The sequence below is a fragment of the Membranihabitans marinus genome (assembly GCF_019802045.1).
GTDB lineage: Bacteria > Bacteroidota > Bacteroidia > Chitinophagales > Saprospiraceae > Membranihabitans > Membranihabitans marinus_A.
Genome location: NZ_JAHVHU010000002.1, coordinates 453,009 through 474,754, shown reverse-complemented (window position 1 = coordinate 474,754; position 21,746 = coordinate 453,009). Strand labels below are relative to the sequence as shown.

The window sequence follows — 21,746 nt, the reverse complement described above, 5'->3', positions numbered from 1 at the left end:
AATGGGTCAGCTCATGGTAAAATCGAATCAGATTATGTTTTATCACTTTTTATTCAAAATCAAGAACAACACTGCTCCCAGCCCACTCATTCTGGGGAAGATTCACCGTAAAATGTGATTTTAATTGATCTGGATCCCATTCGATCGTAACTTTTTCATCAGGGTAATCCATTGTCAGTTTTTGTGATACCGAAAAGTTGAGCTTTTTTAGTTTTCGACTGGGGTCTGAAACTGCTAAGGAAATCACTTTACCGTTTCGATAATTGAGCTGAACCATTCCCGGCGCGTCCATCGAAAAGGAGATTTGGGGCGACACATCCAATTCCACTGCTTCATAAAACACCGCCTGCACCAGACCTTTCAAGCGGTGCTGAACGGCTTGCAACTGATTTGTATTTGCTATTATTTTAATCCGATCGCTGTAGTTTCTGTTCCCAATCTCTGTGAACGACACATCGGGTATCACCACATAGGCATAAGTCGCAGTTTGTGGACGATGACCATGATCTACCCACAACTTAAACACAGCCTGATGAATCGTATCTTTCGAAGAATCACTTTGTTGATTAATCTCATACCAGGAACCACGCTGTGTATGATTGGACAAATGAATGCGTTCAGGTTCAGGAAAAAAATAACCGATTCGGTCATGCCACACCCACCGCACATGGTCTATCATCTGGTTATCACTGTTATTGACCGGGAAAATTTTTTGATCATTGGCCACATAAACCGTACCGTGCAGTAGGGATTGATTGACCGTCGTATTAACCGGAAAAACCGATTCAGTTGCTATTCCAGCACCCAAACAAACAACGACATCATCCATAAAAAACCAGCCCTTCCTCGCACGAAGCGAATCCCGCTCCTTGATGTATTCAAAAGCAGCGGCACCATTTTGTCCATCGGTGACTCCGCCGGCAAAATCAGATAGCCCCTTCACCTGCACTTCCTGCGAAGGGGGCATCTCCGGCTTTTGAACGATGGTCGTTCCGGGAATCCTGCGCCAATCCAAAACTGGAAAAATATCAAAGTATTCCTGACCTGTTCGAGATATAAAATTAGCCCCGTCACCGAGGTAATGGTTTTTTAATCCCTCCTTATTGTAAGGTACTTCCATGTTTTGGTTTCGGGTCGAAAACATTCTTGCCGAGGAAAAGTATTCTGGTCTTTGATGAGACATGTACTCCGATTGCCAGAAGAATTTATTGTATTTCCTGAGATCTGCACTTTCTCCGAGTCTTGCAGCACGAACAGCGTGCAGCTCCTTTCCACGGTAATCAGATGCCAATAATAGATGATCAACAGCCTCCACCCAATAACCCTGCAAAGTACCCGGTCTCGCTAAGGACCTGTTTTTCGCTCCAGGATCAGGATACACTCCATACACCATCATTTTACAAATTCCATCCAGATAATAGTCGATCAATTGGTGAATGGATGATTCGCCAAACCGATATTTAGTATCAGATACCAACGCTGCCCACTCCGCAAAGGCCTGCGCATACCCCAATCCATACGACAGCGTATTATTGACCCGATCTAGACGATGATGGAAACTATAATCAACCTGCATACCTCGACCTTCAGAGAATTTAATCTCTCCTTCAATAACCTTGATCACCTTCGCAAATTTATTTTCATCATCCAGAACTAAAAGTTTTTTAGCCAATATGCCAGCCATCTTGATCCGATCACCGCTAGGGCGGGCTCCTGACGCCTGCAAATTGGAACGGTCAACAATCCGGACGGTCCGATTCAATGTTTCCGGGGTAAGGTCATCTTCCATCAGCAGCAATACATTCACCAAATAACGCGGGGTACCGAGTTGGTTCCACCACCAATTCGCACAGATAAAATCATGATCCAACCAAAAGTCCAACGTGCGGAATAACACTTTCTTGAGTTGCGTGTTTTTATAATAATCAGAGTTCTTTTGATGATAAGCTTTGGCCAAGTCCAACATTCGTCTCAAATGCTGGCCATGTTGAAAGCCGGTGCGGGAGGTATCCACATAGTCTATATCCGGCCAGAAGCCCGATGGATCAACGCCATCTATGATGTCTTTTACAGCAGCATCCGATACCTGAGCCTCCAGCAGATGACCGATAACCCGCTGTTTGATCACTTCCATATCTGAAGCTGCCCACACGAAGCTGGATGAACAATAAAATGCGATTATTATATACGTACTCCATGAACGCATGTAGTACTTTATTTGGGAAAGATTATTCATACGGTGTAAACTGTTCTGTGGCCTCATGAAAAGTACAAAATCCTCCCATCACATGCCTCGTAATCGCACCTTAATTTCACCTTTCCCCTCCTTAAACTGCCATGCAGGGTAGCGAAATTCAAGCCGTTTTAAATTATTAATCCGTCTGTCTAGTTCCAGTGGAGGTGGATCCAGCTGCACTACTGAAATACCCATAGCGGGGTGAGACACATTCTCAATTTGTAGAGCTTGGCCATCCTGGTGCAAAATGGCTCCCCCCGCGACCGACTCCACTTCTGCGGTGGTCATCAATTGCCAGGTGACCATTCTGGTTGAATCGTTCAGGATCAGATCATCGGTAACCACCAAGGATCGGTCATCTTCCTTGGAAAACCGACGGGTAGCTTTCTCCAATTGCCCGGCAAAAACAGGCGAAAGATCCAAGGTGGCCTGGCCATTGCTCCCCTTTTGATATTCGACAAACTCGGCCTTCCCATCCACCACATGCAGTTGATCATTCACCGTTAATGTGCTGTGTCCATAATTGTTTTTGGTTAACAAGGTCCATCGTTCGCATTCCTGACACCGTCCCCAAAGATTGAACCCGGTTTTTTCCAATGCATGATAGCTTTGATTTCCCGGGTCGATTACCCACCGTACACCATCCAGTTCAAATACAAACGAACCGGCATCCATGTTACCGTGATTGACCGTTCCACTGCCCCCTTTTCCTCCAAAATAAAACCCGGCCTGGTCATCTCTAAAAAACACCAGAGGATTGGCTCCATCCCCCTGCCAGGATGCAGGCAACGAAGAAACCTTTTCTTCTCCTTCGTATTGTGACAACCACACCAATCCGGCACCCGCCATGCGATTGAGCTTCCCCATTTCAGCCGGATCCCTTAGAAATCGGTCCTTTTCATAAAAAAGCGCATCCTGAGATTCTTTTGCAAACCAGGCCAGGGTCATGTTACCGTTTTCTTTTCGTCGGTCGCCACAGTCTGCAAAATTATAATACATACCCGACGGCGCTTCGCTCAGTTTTACGAATAAAGCACTCTCTTTAAATGCAGGAAAGTCTCCCAGCCCGTAGTCGGTACCAAAAGCACTTTCCAGGAGGGAGACCGTCACTACTGAAAATGTGGTTCCGTACCCCCAGTAGGTAGCCCCTTCGGGATAGACGCCATCCGGCCCATATTCCTTTAAAGCATGAGGTATGCCGTCGATCGATCGATGGATCGTACGAGCAGCTAACTCCGGATCGACATCGGCAGTGAGGATGGATGCAGCGATCATCCCCCCGTTGCATACCTGATTCCAATTGTTATTCCCGGTAATCCATCCTGTATTTCCTTTTTTATTGTAGCTGGGCTTGATGCCTTTTTCGATCAGAGCCAATTTGGCTTGGTCAATGGTAGAGCTAGGCAAATCTCCTTCCGTCCAATCCAGACCAATAGCCACGGCCAGCGCCATTTCCGCTACATCCAGATAATGAGATGGGTTCCAGTCGGTAAAGTGAATCACCGCCTTGAGTTCTTCATCGATTCGGTTCAGGATTTTTTCATCCTTTTCCATCTGATAAACCATTCCTAAAATATTCATGCGGTAAAGCATTTCCCGAGACACATGCAAAAGTCGCCGGCCGGTCATAATCCGCTCCAACAAAGGCTGGCTCATAATTTTATCTGCGTTGAGCCGAATTGCCTGGTATACATTACCTATCACGGGATCGGATTGAATATCTGCCTGGAGTCTTTGTGCAATTTCAGGGGTCAGGACCAACCTTGGGCTTTCCTTACGAATGTTCTTTTCCAGGTAATCCACTGTAAAAGGGTTTTCTAATTTCGTGCTATCCATCGATACTTCAAAAATATTGGACTTTGCAATATTTACACCCGCTACAATAATCAGAAAAGCCAGGATATTTTTAATACAGGCAAGTGGATATCTCATTTTAATCTTTTTATGTGAAAAATATGAATATACTAAAAAATGGGGTTATACTTTCAAATTCTGAATCAGTGAAAGAAGAAGCGGTTCGTCCGGAATTATCGATACCCCTGTACATACTTATTTAATCACATGGTGCGTAGCGCATGGTACTGATAAGCCGGGCTTCATCATTCCGGCATGGCGTACTTATCCTAACCTCTCGCTCACGGTCTATGAAATTCTTGATGGCGTGCCACCCACCAAGAAATAAATCCTGACCGAAAATTCGTATTCCGGTCAGGATTTAATTAAATCTGTACTGGATTAATGATTTTCCATTAATGTCACCAACCCGGATTCTGCTGAATATTTGTATTCTGAGAGATAGCACTCGTGGGTATCGGCCACAAATAGTGCTTGCTTTCATCAAAAACAGGATTCTCCCAATCCGTTCCTTTGTAAATATCTACATATGGAACACCATCTACTTCAGAAAAAGCAACATTCGCACCAGCGTATCGAGCTTGTGCAGCATCATCAAAACGGATGCCATAATCCGGGGTCTCCAGCTTTTTACCTTGTTTCCATCGGCGAAGATCATCGTACCGAAAACCCTCCATAAATAATTCGACGCGGCGTTCTCTACGAATCTCCACGATCAGTGGGGACACCCCATCGTCCACATATCTGGGATCTACAGGAACATTATTTATATCCAGGTGTGGCATACCTACACGATCTCTAAGAAGGTTAATACTGACGTCCACATCAGCCTGTGTAATGGTGCCCAACTCCGCCATAGCTTCTGCATAGTTCAATAAAGCTTCCCCGAATCGCAATGTGATTGCCGGCGTTTCAGACGTATTGTATGTGGCATGTGCAGAAAGTGGGTCGTACACTTTGATAATATGATACCCGGTCTCAATCCGCTGACCGCCATCCATTCCCCGCAACCTTGGATATTCTCGCGTATCAAAGTTATTATATCCCCATCTCGATACATCATCCGGATGTAAAATCGTCTGACGCAATCGGGGATCTCGATTCATAAATACATCTTCGATGGTAGCATCTCCCTCATACAAGGAGGAGGTGGTAATTGGTTGTCCATCTGTACATAAATAATCCTCAACCATACTCTTGGTAGCCCCTCCGTTGTAACCCCGATGATACGACTGAACATGGTTGGTAAATATTCCCAGTTCATATCGTCTCCAGTACATCACTTCGGGCACCCCGGTCAGATCCTCCCGAATATGGTGGATGGCATGGTAATCATTTTGCGGATCACCCGTGACATAAAGTTCATAAGGACCGTCATCCATCAATTCTTTAGCAGCACTGGCAGCCTCCTGAAGCCATATTTCCGGATTGGACCCGCCATGGTATTTCCGCCAGGTCCCTTCAAAAAGACAAACCCGTGATTTTATTAATAGTGCAGCCCATCGATTGATCCGCCCCGGTCCGCCTCCATCGCCCCAGTCATCCGGCAGATGTGTAGCTGCAAAATTCAAGTCCTCCAATACGTGACTCATCACCTCTTCCCTCGGTGTTCTGGAGGCATACAATTCTTCAGAATCTACATTCAGCTCCCGATCAACCCAAGGAGCATCTCCAAACTTGGAAACTTTATCGGCATAAAACCAGCCTCTGAAAAGCCGGGCTTCCCCAACATACTTATTCTTCACTTCATCTGCAATCTGTGCCCGGTCGTAATTATCCATCCCAACGTTAATGGCGCGGACAAAATTCCACCCTCGATAACCATACCACTGCGTGCCCCCGGGTACAACGTGTTTGCCTGAGCGCACTTGTTGATATCGGGTATGACGGGAATGTCGGGGGGCGATGTTATCTGTAAATTCATCCAAATACCAGATCCCATATCTGTGACTATCAAAACCATCATCATGTCCCATCAGAATCGGTACGTTATTATCATCCCTCGCCAAATTATACAAACTGTTATTGTATACCATCAAGTCATTTTCGGTATTCCAAAAAGTCTCGTTGCTGATTTCATCCAGCGGAAGTCTTTGCAGGAAATCGTCATTACACCCGGCAAATAAAAGGACAGCCAGGCTGAATAAACTATATGCTAAATTATTTCTCATAAGTATGATCATTTTATATTAATTTAAAAGGTGACGTTGGCTCCAAAAGAGAATATTCGCTGAATCGGGTATTCTGCAGCTCCATTAAAGTTTTGTCCCGAAAGTACGTTTCGGTGCAAATTTTCCGGATCAATGGACTTATGAACTTTGGAAACTTCGAAAAGATTCATTCCAGCCAAATACAATCTAACACCACCAATTCCGACCTTGCTGGTCCATTCCAAAGGCAAACGATAGCCCAAGGTTAGATTTTTCAAGCGCATATAAGCCGCATTTTGCAAAAACCGCGATTGAGTCTGAATATTCTTTTTGGTGTTGGTAGAAACATGAGGTGCAGGAAAGTACGCATCTCGATTATCTTCTGACCAAGAATCGGTGATAAAATACTTCTCAATATGCCCTGCATTAAATGGAAAAAACCGAACCCAGTTATTATTTGGCGGGAAATAGTCTCGCTGACCAATTCCCTGAAAAAAGGAAGTTAACGACCAGTTCTTATAGCTGAAGTCCAGATTTATACCAAAACTGTAGCGCGGGGTTTCATTACCAATAATCTTGCGGTCCCCCGGATCGTCCAGTGTGTTCTCACCGGGTCCAATTTCTCCGTCACCATTCAAATCCGCGTATTGGATATCTCCGGCCCGCCAGTTGGCGCCTATACGAGATTGATCGGCAGCTGCAGCAACTTCTTCGTCCGTCTGAAAAATTCCCACGGTTTCATACCCCCAGATTTCTCCAACTTTCTGACCAACGTAACGCTCGGAAAGCGCTCCGGTGGGGTTTTCGTACTTCGTAATTTCGGCTGTCCAATCGGACAATGCCAAGGTCACTCTGTAATTAAAATCTTTTCCGATGTCATCCCGCCAAGTTAGGGCCGCTTCCCATCCGGTAGTTTTTAGGTCAGCAGCATTTGCATCAGGTGCACTGGTTCCCAATATTGAAGGGAATTCTACATCCGTCAGCATGTCTTTCGTCTCCCGGGTGTACACATCAAAGGAGGCATCGAGTTTTTGATTCAGGATCGTAAAATCCAAACCCAGGTTTTTAGAAGCGACCGTTTCCCAGGTCAAGGTCGGACTCACCAGACCCGCTGCCGAAACGTATGGGGTTCGTGCTCCGCCTGACATCATATATGGAGAAGTGCCAATACCCATGGTAGAAATATAGGGATAATAATTACTACCCAATAGCTGGTTCCCCAACTCCCCGTAAGACGCTCTGATTTTTAAATTATCCAACCAAGCTCGTGCGCCTTCCATAAACGATTCTTCTGACAACCGCCAGCCCACCGAGAAAGACGGAAAAAATCCAAAGCGACTGTCCTTCGGAAATCGCGAAGTACCGTCATACCGGCCATTCGCTTCCACCAGATATTTATCCTGAAAAATATAATTTAACCGGTAAAAAGCACCCCGAAGGGACACATGGGATTTACCCCCAAAGGTCTGCTGATTACCCGTCGTTGCATTCAAATCGGTAATCAAGGGCGTAATCAAGGTATTGGCCTGAGCACGCGTCCAGGTATTTAATCCCCATTCCTGATTAAACCCGACCATAGCCTTGACATAGTGGTCACTGTTCTGGCCCATGGTATACTCTGCAAACGAATTCAGTACATAGTAATTATTGTAATTGGTTTGATTTCGAATCCAATCATTACCACTAAATCCATTGCCCACTATAATACCTCCCAACAAATCCTGATTCTCAAGCACCTCAACTTTGCTGGCTACATCTTGAAAATCCCTGTGGTAATTGTTATAGGAAAAATCGCCCCGAATCCGGAGTCCTTTTATCGGAGTAATAGTGACACCTTGCGTCAGCCACAGGTCGTTTTTTGTAAACGTTTCTCGCCCTCCTTGCTCTAAATATGGGAAAAAATTAGTGCGATCAAAATACATTCCAATGTATGGAGCATATTGATCTCGGTCACCCGGCGTCAGATAGTAATCCAGATCCGGGAATTGGATCGGGTTCAAGGGGTTTACACGCGCTACTGTATTAATATTCACATCCCAGTTGTAAAAGTGGGGTTTATCGTTTTGCTGTGAGTTAAACACGATCTTCGGGTCGAGTGAAAACCAGTCGTTAATTTTGAATTCAGCTTTCATCAAGATGTTATACCGCTTAAAATTTTCATTTTTCTCTGAATTCCGCAAATACCCATCTTTATTGAGCATACCCAATGACACATAGTATGAATTTCTTTCGGAGCCCCCAGACACACTCATATCATATTTTTGCTGCGGTGCAAAATCGGTCATCAATTTGTTTTGATAATCATTGAATCCGTAAAATTCAAGATCACCTTCGTATACGCCCCATTCAGGACCACCCTCCTGGGAATACTTTCGAACATTTTCCACAAATCGGTCGTTGTAGGCAGGTGCTCCATTTGTGCGCATCGTCGCCTGATTACGAGCCAAGACAAAATCATAAGGATCATGAACAGGATCGATGTGAAATATGGGTTTAGCCTGTGAAAGTTCCGTTGAGAGACTGATTCGGGCTTTGCCATCCTGCCCGTGCTTTGTTTCTACCAGTATCACTCCAAAAGCAGCCCGAGCCCCGTATACTGCTGCCGCAGAAGCGTCTTTCAGCACGTTTACACTGGCAATATCATTGGGATTAATTCGCTCCAAATCCATGGGAACACCATCCACCAGGATCAAGGGCGATCCCCCGTTAATCGACTCAAAACCCCGGATATTAAAATCCGCATTTCGCGTGGGGTCTCCATTTCGTATGGAGATATTTAAGTTTGGAATAAGCCCTTGCAAGCCCTGGCCTACACTGGGGATCGGCCGATCTTCCAATGCTTCACTCGTAATGGAGGACACCGCTCCAGTAAGGTTTACTTTCTTTTGAGATCCATAGCCCACAACGACTACTTCTTCCAATGTTTCCAGATTTTCTTTCATCACTACAGATACTGTCGTTCTATTATCAACAGGTACTTCCTGCGTTTCATATCCAATATACGAGAACAACAATACAGCACCAGGCTGTACATTCTCCAGGACATACTTCCCATCAAAATCTGTAGAAGTACCATTGGCACCTTCCTGTACGATGACATTCACCCCTACCAGAGGTTCCCCTTTGGCATCACTCACATTTCCCGACACATCGATGGCGTCTTGTGCGTACAGTGCGGGGAATGCGAACAGCGCCAGAATTAAAATTAAAATTGGTCTTTTCATCTGTTACATTTTTGATTGAATAAAAAATAATTTTGTAATCGATTGCATAGTCGGTTGGATTAACTCTGATAAGGGCATATCTCAATACAATCTAAAACAGTAATGATATATACTAATATTCCGTTATTACACAATCTCTACTGAGATCGGTAAAATTAAATCCAATAAAATCTCCATAGAAGATTTCTGATCACATATCAATCATCCTACCTTTAATATAACGACCAATTTATGTTATATTTAGTTAAATATTATGGCACTATTTGATCAATCAATGGCACATATCAAGGATACACCCCTTTTCTTAACATTATTTTTAATGATTGTTATCCATTTACATTTACAGTAACATCTAGTTATGGTTTTGCAGAATCAATAATTAACCAATACCATAGTAATAAAAGTCAAAATATCAATCTTCAGGCGAAAGCTCTGTAAAAACCCAATGGTTCTGATACCGGGTCAAAGTCATACTGTCAAAAACACCATAATTGTCAAAATTCGATTCAGATTCTACCTGGAAAGTAATTTGAGAAAATGGCCAAGGATATAGCAGTGAGCTGGCTTCTTTTACCGCAATATGATTTAGCGCAGTAAGTGCTGTCGTCACCAGACTATGGTGAATATAACCTAAAGTATCACCAGGCAATAAAACATCAAACCATCCCGCCGTAGCACCCCGAATACCAACGATCTGATTTTTTCGTAATGAGGTGATCGGCGGCAGGTTCGTAGAAGGGATCGGTCGTACATTGGCCAGGGAGGCTGAAATTCTTCCCCATCGGGTATCCGGCTGAAGTTCTACCTCCACAGCCTGGAATCTGGTTTCCGGTGGTTCAATAAAAGGCAAAGGATTTACCGCACCACGCCGGTAAATACCAAAATGCAGGTGAGGCGGCGTCGTACGCGCATTCCCTGTATTGCCGACAAAACCAAGGGTGTCTCCATATCCAACCAACGTTCCATATTCCACGGTGATAGAATCCAGGTGTGCATAATACAAAGCGTGATTTTTGGTACGAACCCAAACGGTCTTTCCCCCGAGCCCCCCGTTTCCTATGCGATTGACCCGACCGGAAGATACCGCTATGACAGGCGTTCCTCTTGGAGCAAAAATATCCACTCCTTCATGCATGCGATCTCCACCATCCCGTGGATCTCCCCAAAAGCTACCGATATCAGAAGGCATCGCTCCCTCCACAGGAAAACCAAGTGTTGGGTAATCGGTGATCCGAAATGTTGCTTGTCCGCCAATCAATAATTCTGGCTGCAGTCTCACTACTAAAACTCCATCTTCTTTCACTTCATATACCAGACTGGCACCCACAGCTGATTTTATATATCGGATTTCACCTTCCTCTACCTCAAATAAGTCCAAAAATAATTGATGAGATGTATCTGCTGGCAAACAATTGAACTCCAACCTCCGACCCGCCCTGATATCAAATTTCCATGCCCAGGAGAGGGGTGCATCTGGAAAATAATTGATTTTTTGTTGAAAAGGCAGTTCAACAGACACAGAGGTTTTCACTGCTGAATCTCCAACTTTACCCCATCGCTGCCATAGTTGGTTATCAGATAACGGTGTGTTCTCAATGGCTTCCAGATAGGATTCCCGGGGAGATTGATTCTGCAACAAGCCTTCTATCCGGGTACACCTGGTGATTAAGAGAACGAAAAGCACACCTGAAATGAGTGCCCAAACCAGAGGAGAATACATTCTACATTTCATGCCCCGTGTTTGAATTGAGAAGAAATAAACTTTTTTGTTCATAGTGTTTTTAAAACGCAGATATTTAAAAGATGGTTCTTACGCATAAAATCATACCCGAACCATGAGGGCATGAACAGGCAGAATACACAGATCCTAAACATTCTGCACAGCTGCTTTGCCTTCGAATTTCAGATCTTATCGGAATGCAAAATATTGTACTTATGAAATAAAACAGAGGAAGACAAGGGTCAGTCATTCAGGATATATCAAAATTAAATAAGGACATAGCTATGGACTAATTTATCGATTCATGCCCGGATCGTCCTATTTCTTTTTGAGAAGCACCACCCAGTCCTGATCCCCTGGGGCCTTTAATTCGACATCTCCCCCATTCACTTCCTTCTTCTCCCTCCATTCTCCAGTCCGAGGATTATACCAATGGAATAAAAACTTCGAATTTGGCAACGTGATTGATGTCTTAGGAATGGCATTGGCCGCATTCGCTGTCCGAATCGATTCGTATAAAATCCTTCTGCCCGGACTACACCCCCGTCAGGTTTGTGAAAATCCACCCGAGGGAATTCCAGAAAAAATCCTTCTTCGGAGCCATTGATGGAAATTTCATACATCGAATACAATTCGATTTGAGGAACGGGTTCGTTATCTTGTTGACATCCCAGGATCAATAGGATAACCAACCCGGGGAGGGCTTAAAGACATCGAACTGCATTCTTTTATTTATTTATATAGGTATTTCTATAAAGGTGTTTAAAATCGGGTATTTACAATATTGGTATACTTTGAGCCAAAGGTGTAAGTAATGGCAATAGAGCCTCCGAAAAAAAAATCTGTGGCCAATTCGCGTTGTTTAGAAGGACATCTTCCAAGGAGGCTTCTCCTTTTGGAAGTCCCAGCTGATCGCGGACTACACTATATTCCGTCTGAAATCCAAGCGAAAAACCTTCAAACACTCGGACGGAAGTCTGGCCATATAGCTCCACCCTGAATCGTGATAAATCGTGTAGATACTGTGACCCCGAAAATCCGGTTTCGATGTTTCCCCAGGGTTGCAAAATATTGACCACTCCTTTGAATTGATGGTCAAACAGGTTTTCCTTTATCTTTCCATAAATTGTTTCCTCATAATAATCATGGTAACCGTAACCAAGCTGGTAAGTAAAGGTAATGGCTTTTCGGGTAGCCACTTTATATGGAAATAAGCTGTATTCAATTCCTGGACTGATAACAATATTGTGGTGAAGATTCTGTCCGTTGTTAGTCAAATAGGTACCGAAAAGACCGGCCGACCAATGATCGTTTAAACTTTTTATGGCATAAGAATCAAATCCGTGTCGGCGTTGGATACTCACCACAGGATCATCTCGATCTTCTGCCTGAATATTGACCAGTCCATAATTAAAATAAGGCCTAAGCCGAAATTTCCAATCTTCCGTGACCCGATCAGCATATAGTCCCCAGCGTGAATTAAATTTAGTTTGATTGGATTCCATTTCAAGTTGTACACTTCCCACATATGCCTGAAAAACCCAATAATTCCAAGGATCATTTATTTCGGGCACGACACTATCACGTCCGTCCCTTTTATATTCAATAGAGAATCGTGCTCCAAGCGGAGTTTGCAATATGAACGATGCATAACCCATATTCAGAAATCCGATAATTGCATTTCGATTTTCCGATTCAGTCGCATTTTGTCCTACATAGTGTTTTAGCGTATAATCAGTTCCTGCAAAGGCACGGCGACCAATAAATGAAAATTGATACTCCCGCCCTCCTCCAGCGGTTTCTTGTGTTGTAACAAATACATGAATATCGGCCATTTCCGGATCACGGACATAATGCACAAAACTCAATTCGGTTCGGATAAAATTATGATCACAATCCTGACAATCAATATATACAAATGGCGCATTGACTTGCGCTGATAAAACGGTATTGGGAATGGTGTCGCCTTTTATCTCTTGCGCTAGAAGATGGTTAAAGCCAATTAAAAGCTGAATCGATAGTATAAAAAAGCCCCTATAAGGCAGAGCGCCCACAGTCTTTGGCGACATATACTTTTTACGTGGATGAATATCAGGACCCGTACAAAATCCCACAGGATCTTTAAATCCTTCCTCATTTGAAATTTGACCGTATTGATAAAAATGGTGAGTTCCGTACTAATCTCCTTGGAACTCTTCCCTCAAATCGAGACATTTCAAAATGAGTTTTCTTCGCGGAGAGTATAAACCTCTCCCCTACTGTTTCATTCTTTCAAACTCTTCTTCGTCGCTCGGCGCGCAATAGATTATATGATTTTAAACGATGATCCAACCCCTCTTCCATCAATTGTTTGTCATAATCTGCTTTCGCACAAAATTGACTATCAGGTTTCTTGTGATCACAAAGAGGTAGGATCCAAACGATAAATACAGATCGAGACCTTGTTTGTTCATCCAGACTTTCAGAAACACTTCCTGCACCATCTCTTCGGCGCAGATCTCCTCGTTTAAAAAGCTAATGCTATATCGATATACCGCCAGAGGATATCTATCGTATAATTTCCTGAATGCAGTTACGTTATGGCATATCGGTTTCCTAGAAACTTTCGATCCCTGGGCTTTTCGATCAACGTCGTTCCCGTCTTAAAAGTCAATAGCTCAACAGACTTTAATCCGACTATTAGTCAGGAAAAATCATTTCAACAGATAAGTGTAAGTGAAAATTTAATCAGAACAATATCTTCACAGACTCCCTCATCCACTAAACTAATTTTTTTTCGCAAATAAACCAACTTAGCCCCTGGCTTATTTACGTTACGTTTTCCAATTTCAACCTTATGCAAACCCTTACCCCCAAAATTATTTTTGATTAAGCCTTCTTATAACGTACTATTACGATATAAATTTGTATATTGCGTATATCACCAATTTGCCCGCGTCAAAATCGAAGTACATGATCACCTACCTGACCCAATTAACCATCTGCTGGACCATCCTTTTTGGGGTATATTACATCTTTCTGAAAAGGGAGACTTTTTTTGAATACAACAGATGGTTTCTTCTCGGTGGACTCGTGCTGGGCATAATTCTCCCTGTCATCGACTGGACAACCTTGATCACTCATGAGGCAGAAAGTATCGGCCACATCTACGTGGCTCCGGCACAAACCCAGGTCCATCAACTGGATTTGTACGTGGCCACTTCAGACACGACGCCTTTGTGGTACCTGATCCTGACCGGAATCTATTCACTGGGCGTGGCGATTACAACAGTTAAACTTATCAAAGCCGTTTTTGAAATATTATCGCTGAAAAAAGGAGCGGAGATCTCAAACGAAAAGGGCTATCAACTTATATTGACCAATCGCATTCATATGCCCTTTTCATTTTTGAATGCAGTGTATTGGTCTCATGAACTCTACCATGAATCCAGTGAAAAAGAACGGATATTGGCACACGAAGCTCGACATGTATCCGCCATGCACAGCCTCGATATACTATTTATTGAAGTGCTATGCATTCTCTTTTGGTTCCACCCATTGATCTATATCTATCGAAAAGAAATCAAAGAAGTTCATGAATACGAAGCCGATGCAGCGGCCTGCGTGATCGGCAGTAAAAGAGCTTATGGACAACTCCTCTTGAATCAGGCCAACTCCGACCTTCAACTCGCTCTCGCCAACCATTTTTTTTACTCACAGCTTAAAAACAGATTCAAAATGATGACCCGCAAACCTTCCACCCGCACTGCCATGCTCAAATATTTAATCGCCATCCCAATTATCGCACTGGCCGCCTTGGTATTCTCTTTTGTAAATAAGGACATTCTCCCTGATCCGTTGAACAGCGTGTCCACTGATACATTTCCAGAAAACAACGTCCAGCTCGATTTGATGCTGTTAACGAATGACGAGAACACGGACACACCGGATATAAGAAAAATGATAGGCATATTTAGACGATTAAAAAGCACCGGTTCAAAACCCCGAATTGAATACCGGTATTCGCGAATGGGGCATTCTGGAGCAGCACCAGCAGATCAGGAGGTAGCCATCATCCATTTTTCATTAGAAAATAACGGCACATTTTCCAATGCGAAATTAATGACTTCATCTCATTCTAAAATTGGGAAAGAAGCGATTGGTGCACTCCAGATGTCCGAAGGCCGGAAAAGGGGACTTCCTTCTGCGTTACGGCAAGGCAAGGAGGTAATGATAAAATACGGGTTCTCCAAAGAGCACTGGCTCGGTGAAAGACCAAGCATCACCACCACAAGAACCTATCCTGATAAAAATTACCTGGACATTATTTCAGAGCAAATGGACCAGATATTCCTCACGATCGATGAACAAGCCATCGGAAAAATAAAAGCTTCCACTGTTTCTGATCATATTGAGGCCGACCAGATTTATAGGATATCTACTGTTAACAATGAAACCACTAAGAAAAAATACAAGATCAATAATGATGTTCACATTATTGACATTAAAACCCGGCAGTGGGCTGACAACAACCCCGATAAGATCCGTCGTGGTTTTAAAACCATTGTCGGGAAAGTCGTCGACGAAGAAGGAAAGCCGCTCGCCGGTGCGACCATAATTATTAAAGGAACTCAAACCGGAACCGTCACAGATTTCAACGGGGAATACCGGCTTATGGGGGCTGATAAAAATGACGAACTGGTCTTTTCATCGCAGAAAGGTTCCTATACAATGATCTTGCCCGTTGGAAGTCCTACCTTGAGCAATTCGATTGTTCAATTTCCGGTGGTGACATTAGGTTCAGCATTGGGCGATAATGTGAAGGCAGATCAGGGAAATTTAGTCGAATCTCCGCCTCGTTTTCCGGGTTGCGAAGAACTAACCGGGCCCCTGAGTAAGAAAGTACAATGTGCCGAGAAAAAGTTCCTCGAATATCTGTACGAAAATATTGGGTATCCGGCTATAGCACGAAAAAACAATATACAAGGTCAAGTGATAGCTACTTTTACGATAACGAAGGATGGGACTGTCGATGAAGTACATATCATCCGGGATCTCGGAGCCCGGCTCGGAGACGAAGTAGAACGACTTCTCGTGAATATGAACAGCCAGGGAAAATGGACGCCGGCCATAAAAGATGGTAAGCCCGTCGATTTTGAAATGACGCTCCCGGTCTCCTTTCAGTTGAAGGGTGATAATGTTACCACAAAAGTCGAGAAGCTCGATATAGACAGAGCGGTGAATCCGCTTTCTGAAATCGTGGTGGTAGCCTTATCAGAGGCAGCATCAAAAGCTCAAAAGAAAGATCCGGATTCCAAACAAAAAATGCCGAACGTACTGGATGAAATCACCGTAGTGGGGTATGGCGAATCAAAGACTAAGGCTAAAGTTGAGACTGAGACTGAGGATAAGAGCAACAGGAAGGGTCTCAACATAATTCCGGCTGGTGAGGCAGCAGCTTTGATCGTACTGGATGGCTACATTATCGGCCGGGCAGATGATAGCCGGAACCTGAAACATGTTGATCCGGATAATATTGAATCCATCAGTGTATTAAAAGGAGAGGTAGCCATCGAAAAATACGGTGATCAGGGAAAAAACGGCGTGATCATTCTCACGACAAAAGACCCAGTGATGAAATCTGCTGAAGCAACGCTGAACTTGCAAAATTTCAATCTATACCCCAACCCGGCAATCAATGAACTATCGGTGGATTTCGAAGGACCATCCGGCGATTACCAGCTGGAAGTGCTCGATGTCAAAGGATCCCTGCAATCGAAGAAAGAATTGCAAAGCAATGGCCAAATCCACACCGTATTGGATATTTCATCACTACATTCCGGCGTGTATTATTTAAAAATAACATCGGGTCGTAAAGTGGTAGCAAAGGCGTTTGTGAAAGAGTAGAGATAGGTATGAGGTATTAGGACGCTTCGTTTTAGGAGCTAGGTTTTAGGGGTCAAATAAATCCTGCCATCTTTTATAAGGATTTAAAAATAGTGGAAGTCACCTCGCCTTGTAGAAGCACGTAGGATGGCTTACAATCCTAAGGAATAGGTACGGAATAACCTATCAGTTTTGACTTGCTATTTTGCGCATTCACTTCGTTAAAAAGCCTCGCTGTCCCCAACCCGTTGGGGATAGCTACGTTTTTCGCCTCGTTAATGCACAAAATAGCGTCGGCAATTCCTGATATTTTATTTCATCCCCATTCCTAATGCAAATCAAATAACTCCACCTATATTTCATTTTATTTACCTACCTACTGGAGTGAAGCATCAAGTCCTTTTTAAATGCCTCATTAAGCTGAATTTCATGTTTTTCAAGAAACTGCATAAAACTGTTGCTCAATCGGGTATTTACATGGTTGTACTTCACCGATTTATTGATTTCAATAAACGGAATTACAGAAAAGCGATCAACCTCCAAATCCGTGCTATTGAGGGGCAAATGGATGACGCAATTCGTTAAGGTCGTTCCCAAAGTAGCATCCAGTTCAAATAGGGAGGTACCCTGATCATTAGCATTGAGCGGGACGAAACTACATCGATTAAAGTGGATCTGTCCTTTGGCTGGTGACCCATCACTCATCCGTAAATAATGAACGGTACTATCTTCTATAAGTAGCTGCATTGGTGCACCAGATAAATCGGCAATCAAGTGACGACAATTTCGGATTACCATATTGAAATAGGGTGCGTGATTGTCCCCAGTTCCATTTTTTACATCCTGATTGTCGAACATTATATGGGCCTGCAGGAATGGATCTTTCCCGGCATCCGGAGACTCCAGATCGACATGATCCAGTTCCCAATGCGAATTGGCGTGCAATCGATCCCCATCATAGTGGCCCTTCTGCTCCACATAGAAACCGGATGGATTCTTCAAATAAGCCACCCGAACACCTTTTTGCCGACCGGTTACCCGTATGTGTTGAAAGCGCACGCTGGCCGGGAAAAACAAACGCTCTTGAGAGCTGGTGATCGAAAATGGTGCGGTTTTAATCAACCAGCAACTAGCGTCATTTTCGGGGGTACTGCTATAGTCCACGAGAAAGTCTTTGACTGTTATACTTCGTGCCATACCAATGGGATATCCATACTCAAAATCACTGGCCACAAAATAAAGCACCGTACTTTCACGACTGGAAGGCGGTTTCAAGGTACAATTTGATATATAAATATCACCATCCCACTTGGCCCCGTAATCTCTTCGGAAATTCACGAATTGATGCTGATAGCAAGACGTATTTTCTATATGCAGACGTCCACCCCCTGTCACCGTTAGCCCCCGGTACCCAATATCGGTATCCCGTATGGTCAGATTCCACAGATGGAAATGCACATCAAATCGGTTGATCCGGCAATCTTTCAAAGTTACATTTTTCATCATATTGGTTCCGAGAACGCCCCAGTGCGTACCTGTCCCTTCGGCAACCACTCCGGTCATCGAAAATTCCAACACGCCATTTCCGCCAATACCATAGGTTCCGTGGGGGACATCCCGGTCTTCTCCCGGCCTGTTCTGCTCTCTGGGAATTAACCGAATGTCATTGAGCTGAACATCATAAGCTTTACTGAAATAATAAAACCCACTCTGTGCGATGAGCGAGTCATCACTCCGCCCCGTTTCGATTCCCATCCACTGATTGTTGATTCGTGTCCGGCTCCGGGTCACCAGGATGCCATTGTGCGTATAAGAGGATGGTGGATCCACAGGGCTTTCGCCGGAAAGATAAAAGGTTCCGCCTTCTACGATCAGATAAGAATCCTCCGCCGGATAGGCTGTGATGGTTACCGTAGATTTAAATGACCACGCAACATCGCCCAGAATTCTTCCTTCCTGGCTGACATAGACCAATTCTTCCCGCGGCCGGCCACTCTTACTGTAGTTTGCGCCCGCTCGAAAAGCAATCCGGTCTTTATCATCACGCAGGTGAATCAAGTGATTTTTATAATCGGCCAGTTCGGGGATAACCTGCACGCCCGGTCTCAGATTCTCAACCACACTTCGTCCTGCTGGACTCCCTGATTCTATGGTCACCGGTTCATACTTACTTCGCACATGAAACACCGGCTTACTGGTGTTGCGTTTTTCATCTATATAAAACACACTGTGTCCCCATTGCACACTCGTTTCGACGGGAATATTCCGCATCCCCCCTATCCGGTATGCCCCGGACAAATTATGTACCGGAAGATTGTGTGCATTGGCGTACTGATGGGCGGCCAATATGGCATTTCCGTCTTGAGTTTCTCCATCCCCACGGGCACCAAAAACAGCATAGTTGACAGATTTGACGTTGATCAATTGCGCCACCAATTTATTCTGAAGTTGAAACGTCCCGGCTGGCAAATCTGAGGTATCAGGAACAGCGTCGAAATGGTTTATCTTATACTGCGCACTCCCCCCGTCATCCACTTGGTGATATCCTAAGGTGGTGACCAGGTCACCAGATCTCAATTTTTTATCCTTCAGCATTTGGGTAAAGGTTGCAAAATGCCGAATGCCGGTTGTTTTAGGAGCGACATTTTCTACAGCCTGTGCGGTTCCGGGCCAGGTTAATACACCACCTAACCCAATCAAATTTAACATTTTTCGTCGCTCCATAAAGATAACTTTTTTAGTAATGACGCTGAAAATAAGTTATATTTATCACATATGAAAAAGACTTTACAGATTGCCAATAGTATTGCCTTCGTTCTGATGCTCATTGTCAACTACTTGTCGAACACCGGATTTTTTAATCATCAAACCATAGCTGAAGTCTCTCGCCAAAACCAAAGTCTTATTACGCCAGCTGGTTATACTTTTGCCATTTGGGGTGTGATTTATTTACTTTTAGCGGGTTTTGTGATCTACCAGTCAAGAAGCCTTATTTACCCGAATGCCAAAGATGACTTTGTTCTTAAAGTGGGTGGATGGTTTGTTCTGAGCTGCCTGGCCAATATAGGCTGGATTGTCACCTGGCTTTATGGATACACCTTGATCAGTGTGATTGTTATGCTGATTTTGCTCTATTCACTGATCCAAATTATCATCCACAATCAGATGGAGCTCTATGATGCGCCCTTATCTGTCATCGCTTTCTTGTGGTGGCCGTTTGTAGTGTATACCGGCTGGATTACCGTAGCTACCATAGTGAATATTGCCGCGTATCTTGTCAAAATAAATTGGGGTGGATGGGGTGTTCAACCAGAAGTCTGGACCATCATCATGATTCTCGCGGCTGTGCTGATTAATACAATGGCTATTCGTACCAGAAATTTGCGGGAGTTTGCTACCGTCGGTGTATGGTCATTGATCGGAATTGCCGTGGCAAACTGGGGCACGAATCTTTCCATTCAATACACGGCGATTGGATCCGCTATCGTTCTTTTCATCCTGATAAGTCTTCAGGCGTATAGAAATTTTGACACGAACCCTGTGACTAAACTTTGGAATGGTGAAATCAGGTAATTCAAAAAAATAAACTGTGCTTTTATACGTAAGACGTCTGCGAGCTTTTTCCGCATAAAGCCGGACAAACCATACATACAAATGCAGGAAGCTTGGGTTGCATTCTTATTTTGCCGGTGTAATTTTTATAGTCCGGAATTCGATAGCACCATGATCCCCCTGGATATATATAGGACCAGGTTCTCCTTCATGACTATCCAATGCCCCGCCAGTGATACCGGGGATTTCCTGGCGAGTGATAATCGACTTTCCATTGATTTTTATAGTAACCAGTCGACCCACCAAGGTGATCTCCATTTTTTGCCACTGATCCGGACCAAGTGCAGCCATTTCATTGGGTGATAAAAAACCATAAACCCCTCCAAAATAAATACTGGAAGGATGCCTGTCCAGCGGGCTGTCTTCGATCTGAACTTCATACCGGCCCCGAAGGTAAATTCCACTGTTACTCCCTTCCGGGTATTTGAACTCCACTTCGAGCTTAAAGTCATCAAACTTACGATCTGAAACCAAATTGGCACCGGGTTTTGTGTTGGTTAATATTCCATTGACCACTTCCCAATGACTCCCTCTGGAAGTGGGGGACCAACCATCCATATTTTTTCCATTGAATAAATCAATCGATTCACCCCACACAGGCGCTGTTTCCCGAACCAGGTAAGGTGCTTTCACACCGGTGAATGGAATCACCTCCCCTTTGTTTGAGGTGACTTCCCCTTTCAACTTACCATCTTTCAGATGTCCTTCCACTTTGATAAATCCTTCGCCACCTTCCCATTGTGGGGGTATAGAAAATGAAAATTTACCGTTATTCAAAAGTATGTAAGATACCGGGCGTGCACTTCCGGTTGCACCGACATAGCGACCTACCAAGGTAGCATACCCGGACAGTTTCATCTCCAGCCAGGATGGCTTCTCCTGTCCTCCATCATTCAATGTCAAATCCCAACGTCCAAGAAAAGGTTCTGCTTCTTCGGGGACAACCTGCGTCGCAGGATTTCCCTCGGACAGGGTGGCATCCTGACCATAGGCATTATTAAAAATCACACTCGTCAAACAAAGAATCATTGTAACTAAAAATATAGAGTGGCTCATAACTTTGTGTTTACTTGGATTGTATTGTA

General features: G+C 44.0%; 12 protein-coding genes. 2 read left to right on the top strand and 10 right to left on the bottom strand.

The window, feature by feature from the left end; all coding sequences use genetic code 11:
- Window positions 1-49: 49 nt before the first annotated feature.
- From KUV50_RS02120 to KUV50_RS19665, 8 genes are all read right to left on the bottom strand, one after another.
- Window positions 50-2,236, bottom strand: coding sequence for a polysaccharide lyase family 8 super-sandwich domain-containing protein (locus KUV50_RS02120; protein WP_222578428.1), 2,187 nt, complete (start codon window positions 2,234-2,236; stop codon window positions 50-52).
- A gap of 48 nt (window positions 2,237-2,284) precedes the next feature.
- A complete protein-coding gene (locus KUV50_RS02115) occupies window positions 2,285-4,168 on the bottom strand; it encodes a heparinase II/III family protein (RefSeq protein ID WP_222578427.1) in 1,884 nt (627 codons plus the stop codon).
- Between the two features lie 323 nt (window positions 4,169-4,491).
- Window positions 4,492-6,261: a RagB/SusD family nutrient uptake outer membrane protein gene (locus KUV50_RS02110; protein ID WP_222578426.1), complete on the bottom strand. Its 1,770-nt coding sequence runs from the start codon at window positions 6,259-6,261 to the stop codon at window positions 4,492-4,494.
- Window positions 6,262-6,284: 23 nt separating this feature from the next.
- Window positions 6,285-9,464 (bottom strand): SusC/RagA family TonB-linked outer membrane protein, encoded by a 3,180-nt coding sequence (locus tag KUV50_RS02105; protein ID WP_222578425.1) that lies wholly within the window; start codon window positions 9,462-9,464, stop codon window positions 6,285-6,287.
- A gap of 412 nt (window positions 9,465-9,876) precedes the next feature.
- A complete protein-coding gene (locus KUV50_RS02100) occupies window positions 9,877-11,196 on the bottom strand; it encodes a M23 family metallopeptidase (protein WP_222578424.1) in 1,320 nt (439 codons plus the stop codon).
- Between the two features lie 306 nt (window positions 11,197-11,502).
- The gene (locus KUV50_RS19670; protein WP_222578423.1) at window positions 11,503-11,643 is read right to left on the bottom strand and encodes a putative collagen-binding domain-containing protein; all 141 of its coding nucleotides are present in this window, start codon (window positions 11,641-11,643) and stop codon (window positions 11,503-11,505) included.
- Between the two features lie 317 nt (window positions 11,644-11,960).
- Window positions 11,961-13,253 (bottom strand): hypothetical protein, encoded by a 1,293-nt coding sequence (locus tag KUV50_RS02090; protein WP_222578422.1) that lies wholly within the window; start codon window positions 13,251-13,253, stop codon window positions 11,961-11,963.
- Between the two features lie 273 nt (window positions 13,254-13,526).
- Window positions 13,527-13,772, bottom strand: coding sequence for a sigma factor (locus KUV50_RS19665; RefSeq protein WP_222578507.1), 246 nt, complete (start codon window positions 13,770-13,772; stop codon window positions 13,527-13,529).
- A gap of 364 nt (window positions 13,773-14,136) precedes the next feature.
- Between KUV50_RS19665 and KUV50_RS02080 the strand changes: the two genes are divergently transcribed.
- Window positions 14,137-17,070, top strand: coding sequence for a TonB family protein (locus KUV50_RS02080; RefSeq protein ID WP_222578421.1), 2,934 nt, complete (start codon window positions 14,137-14,139; stop codon window positions 17,068-17,070).
- A 351-nt stretch (window positions 17,071-17,421) separates the two neighbouring features.
- Here KUV50_RS02080 and KUV50_RS02075 read toward each other — a convergent pair whose 3' ends face one another.
- Window positions 17,422-19,773 carry a hypothetical protein gene (locus KUV50_RS02075; protein ID WP_222578420.1) on the bottom strand — a complete coding sequence of 784 codons (2,352 nt, stop codon included), beginning with the start codon at window positions 19,771-19,773 and terminating at the stop codon, window positions 17,422-17,424.
- Window positions 19,774-19,824: 51 nt separating this feature from the next.
- On the opposite strand from KUV50_RS02075, the gene KUV50_RS02070 reads away from it, so the two are divergent.
- The gene (locus KUV50_RS02070; protein ID WP_222578419.1) at window positions 19,825-20,622 is read left to right on the top strand and encodes a hypothetical protein; all 798 of its coding nucleotides are present in this window, start codon (window positions 19,825-19,827) and stop codon (window positions 20,620-20,622) included.
- Between the two features lie 105 nt (window positions 20,623-20,727).
- Here the strand turns inward: KUV50_RS02070 and KUV50_RS02065 are convergent, their stop codons facing one another.
- The gene (locus tag KUV50_RS02065) at window positions 20,728-21,717 is read right to left on the bottom strand and encodes a DUF1080 domain-containing protein (protein WP_222578418.1); all 990 of its coding nucleotides are present in this window, start codon (window positions 21,715-21,717) and stop codon (window positions 20,728-20,730) included.
- Between the last annotated feature and the right edge of the window lie 29 nt (window positions 21,718-21,746).

Bases quoted from the DNA above. Each gene is read 5' to 3' on its own strand.
- KUV50_RS02120 (WP_222578428.1), bottom strand. From the start codon at position 2,236: ATGAATAATCTTTCCCAAATAAAGTACTACATGCGTTCATGGAGTACG.
- KUV50_RS02115 (WP_222578427.1), bottom strand. From the start codon at position 4,168: ATGAGATATCCACTTGCCTGTATTAAAAATATCCTGGCTTTTCTGATT.
- KUV50_RS02110 (WP_222578426.1), bottom strand. From the start codon at position 6,261: ATGAGAAATAATTTAGCATATAGTTTATTCAGCCTGGCTGTCCTTTTA.
- KUV50_RS02105 (WP_222578425.1), bottom strand. From the start codon at position 9,464: ATGAAAAGACCAATTTTAATTTTAATTCTGGCGCTGTTCGCATTCCCC.
- KUV50_RS02100 (WP_222578424.1), bottom strand. From the start codon at position 11,196: ATGAAATGTAGAATGTATTCTCCTCTGGTTTGGGCACTCATTTCAGGT.
- KUV50_RS02090 (WP_222578422.1), bottom strand. From the start codon at position 13,253: ATGTCGCCAAAGACTGTGGGCGCTCTGCCTTATAGGGGCTTTTTTATA.
- KUV50_RS02080 (WP_222578421.1), top strand. From the start codon at position 14,137: ATGATCACCTACCTGACCCAATTAACCATCTGCTGGACCATCCTTTTT.
- KUV50_RS02075 (WP_222578420.1), bottom strand. From the start codon at position 19,773: ATGGAGCGACGAAAAATGTTAAATTTGATTGGGTTAGGTGGTGTATTA.
- KUV50_RS02070 (WP_222578419.1), top strand. From the start codon at position 19,825: ATGAAAAAGACTTTACAGATTGCCAATAGTATTGCCTTCGTTCTGATG.
- KUV50_RS02065 (WP_222578418.1), bottom strand. From the start codon at position 21,717: ATGAGCCACTCTATATTTTTAGTTACAATGATTCTTTGTTTGACGAGT.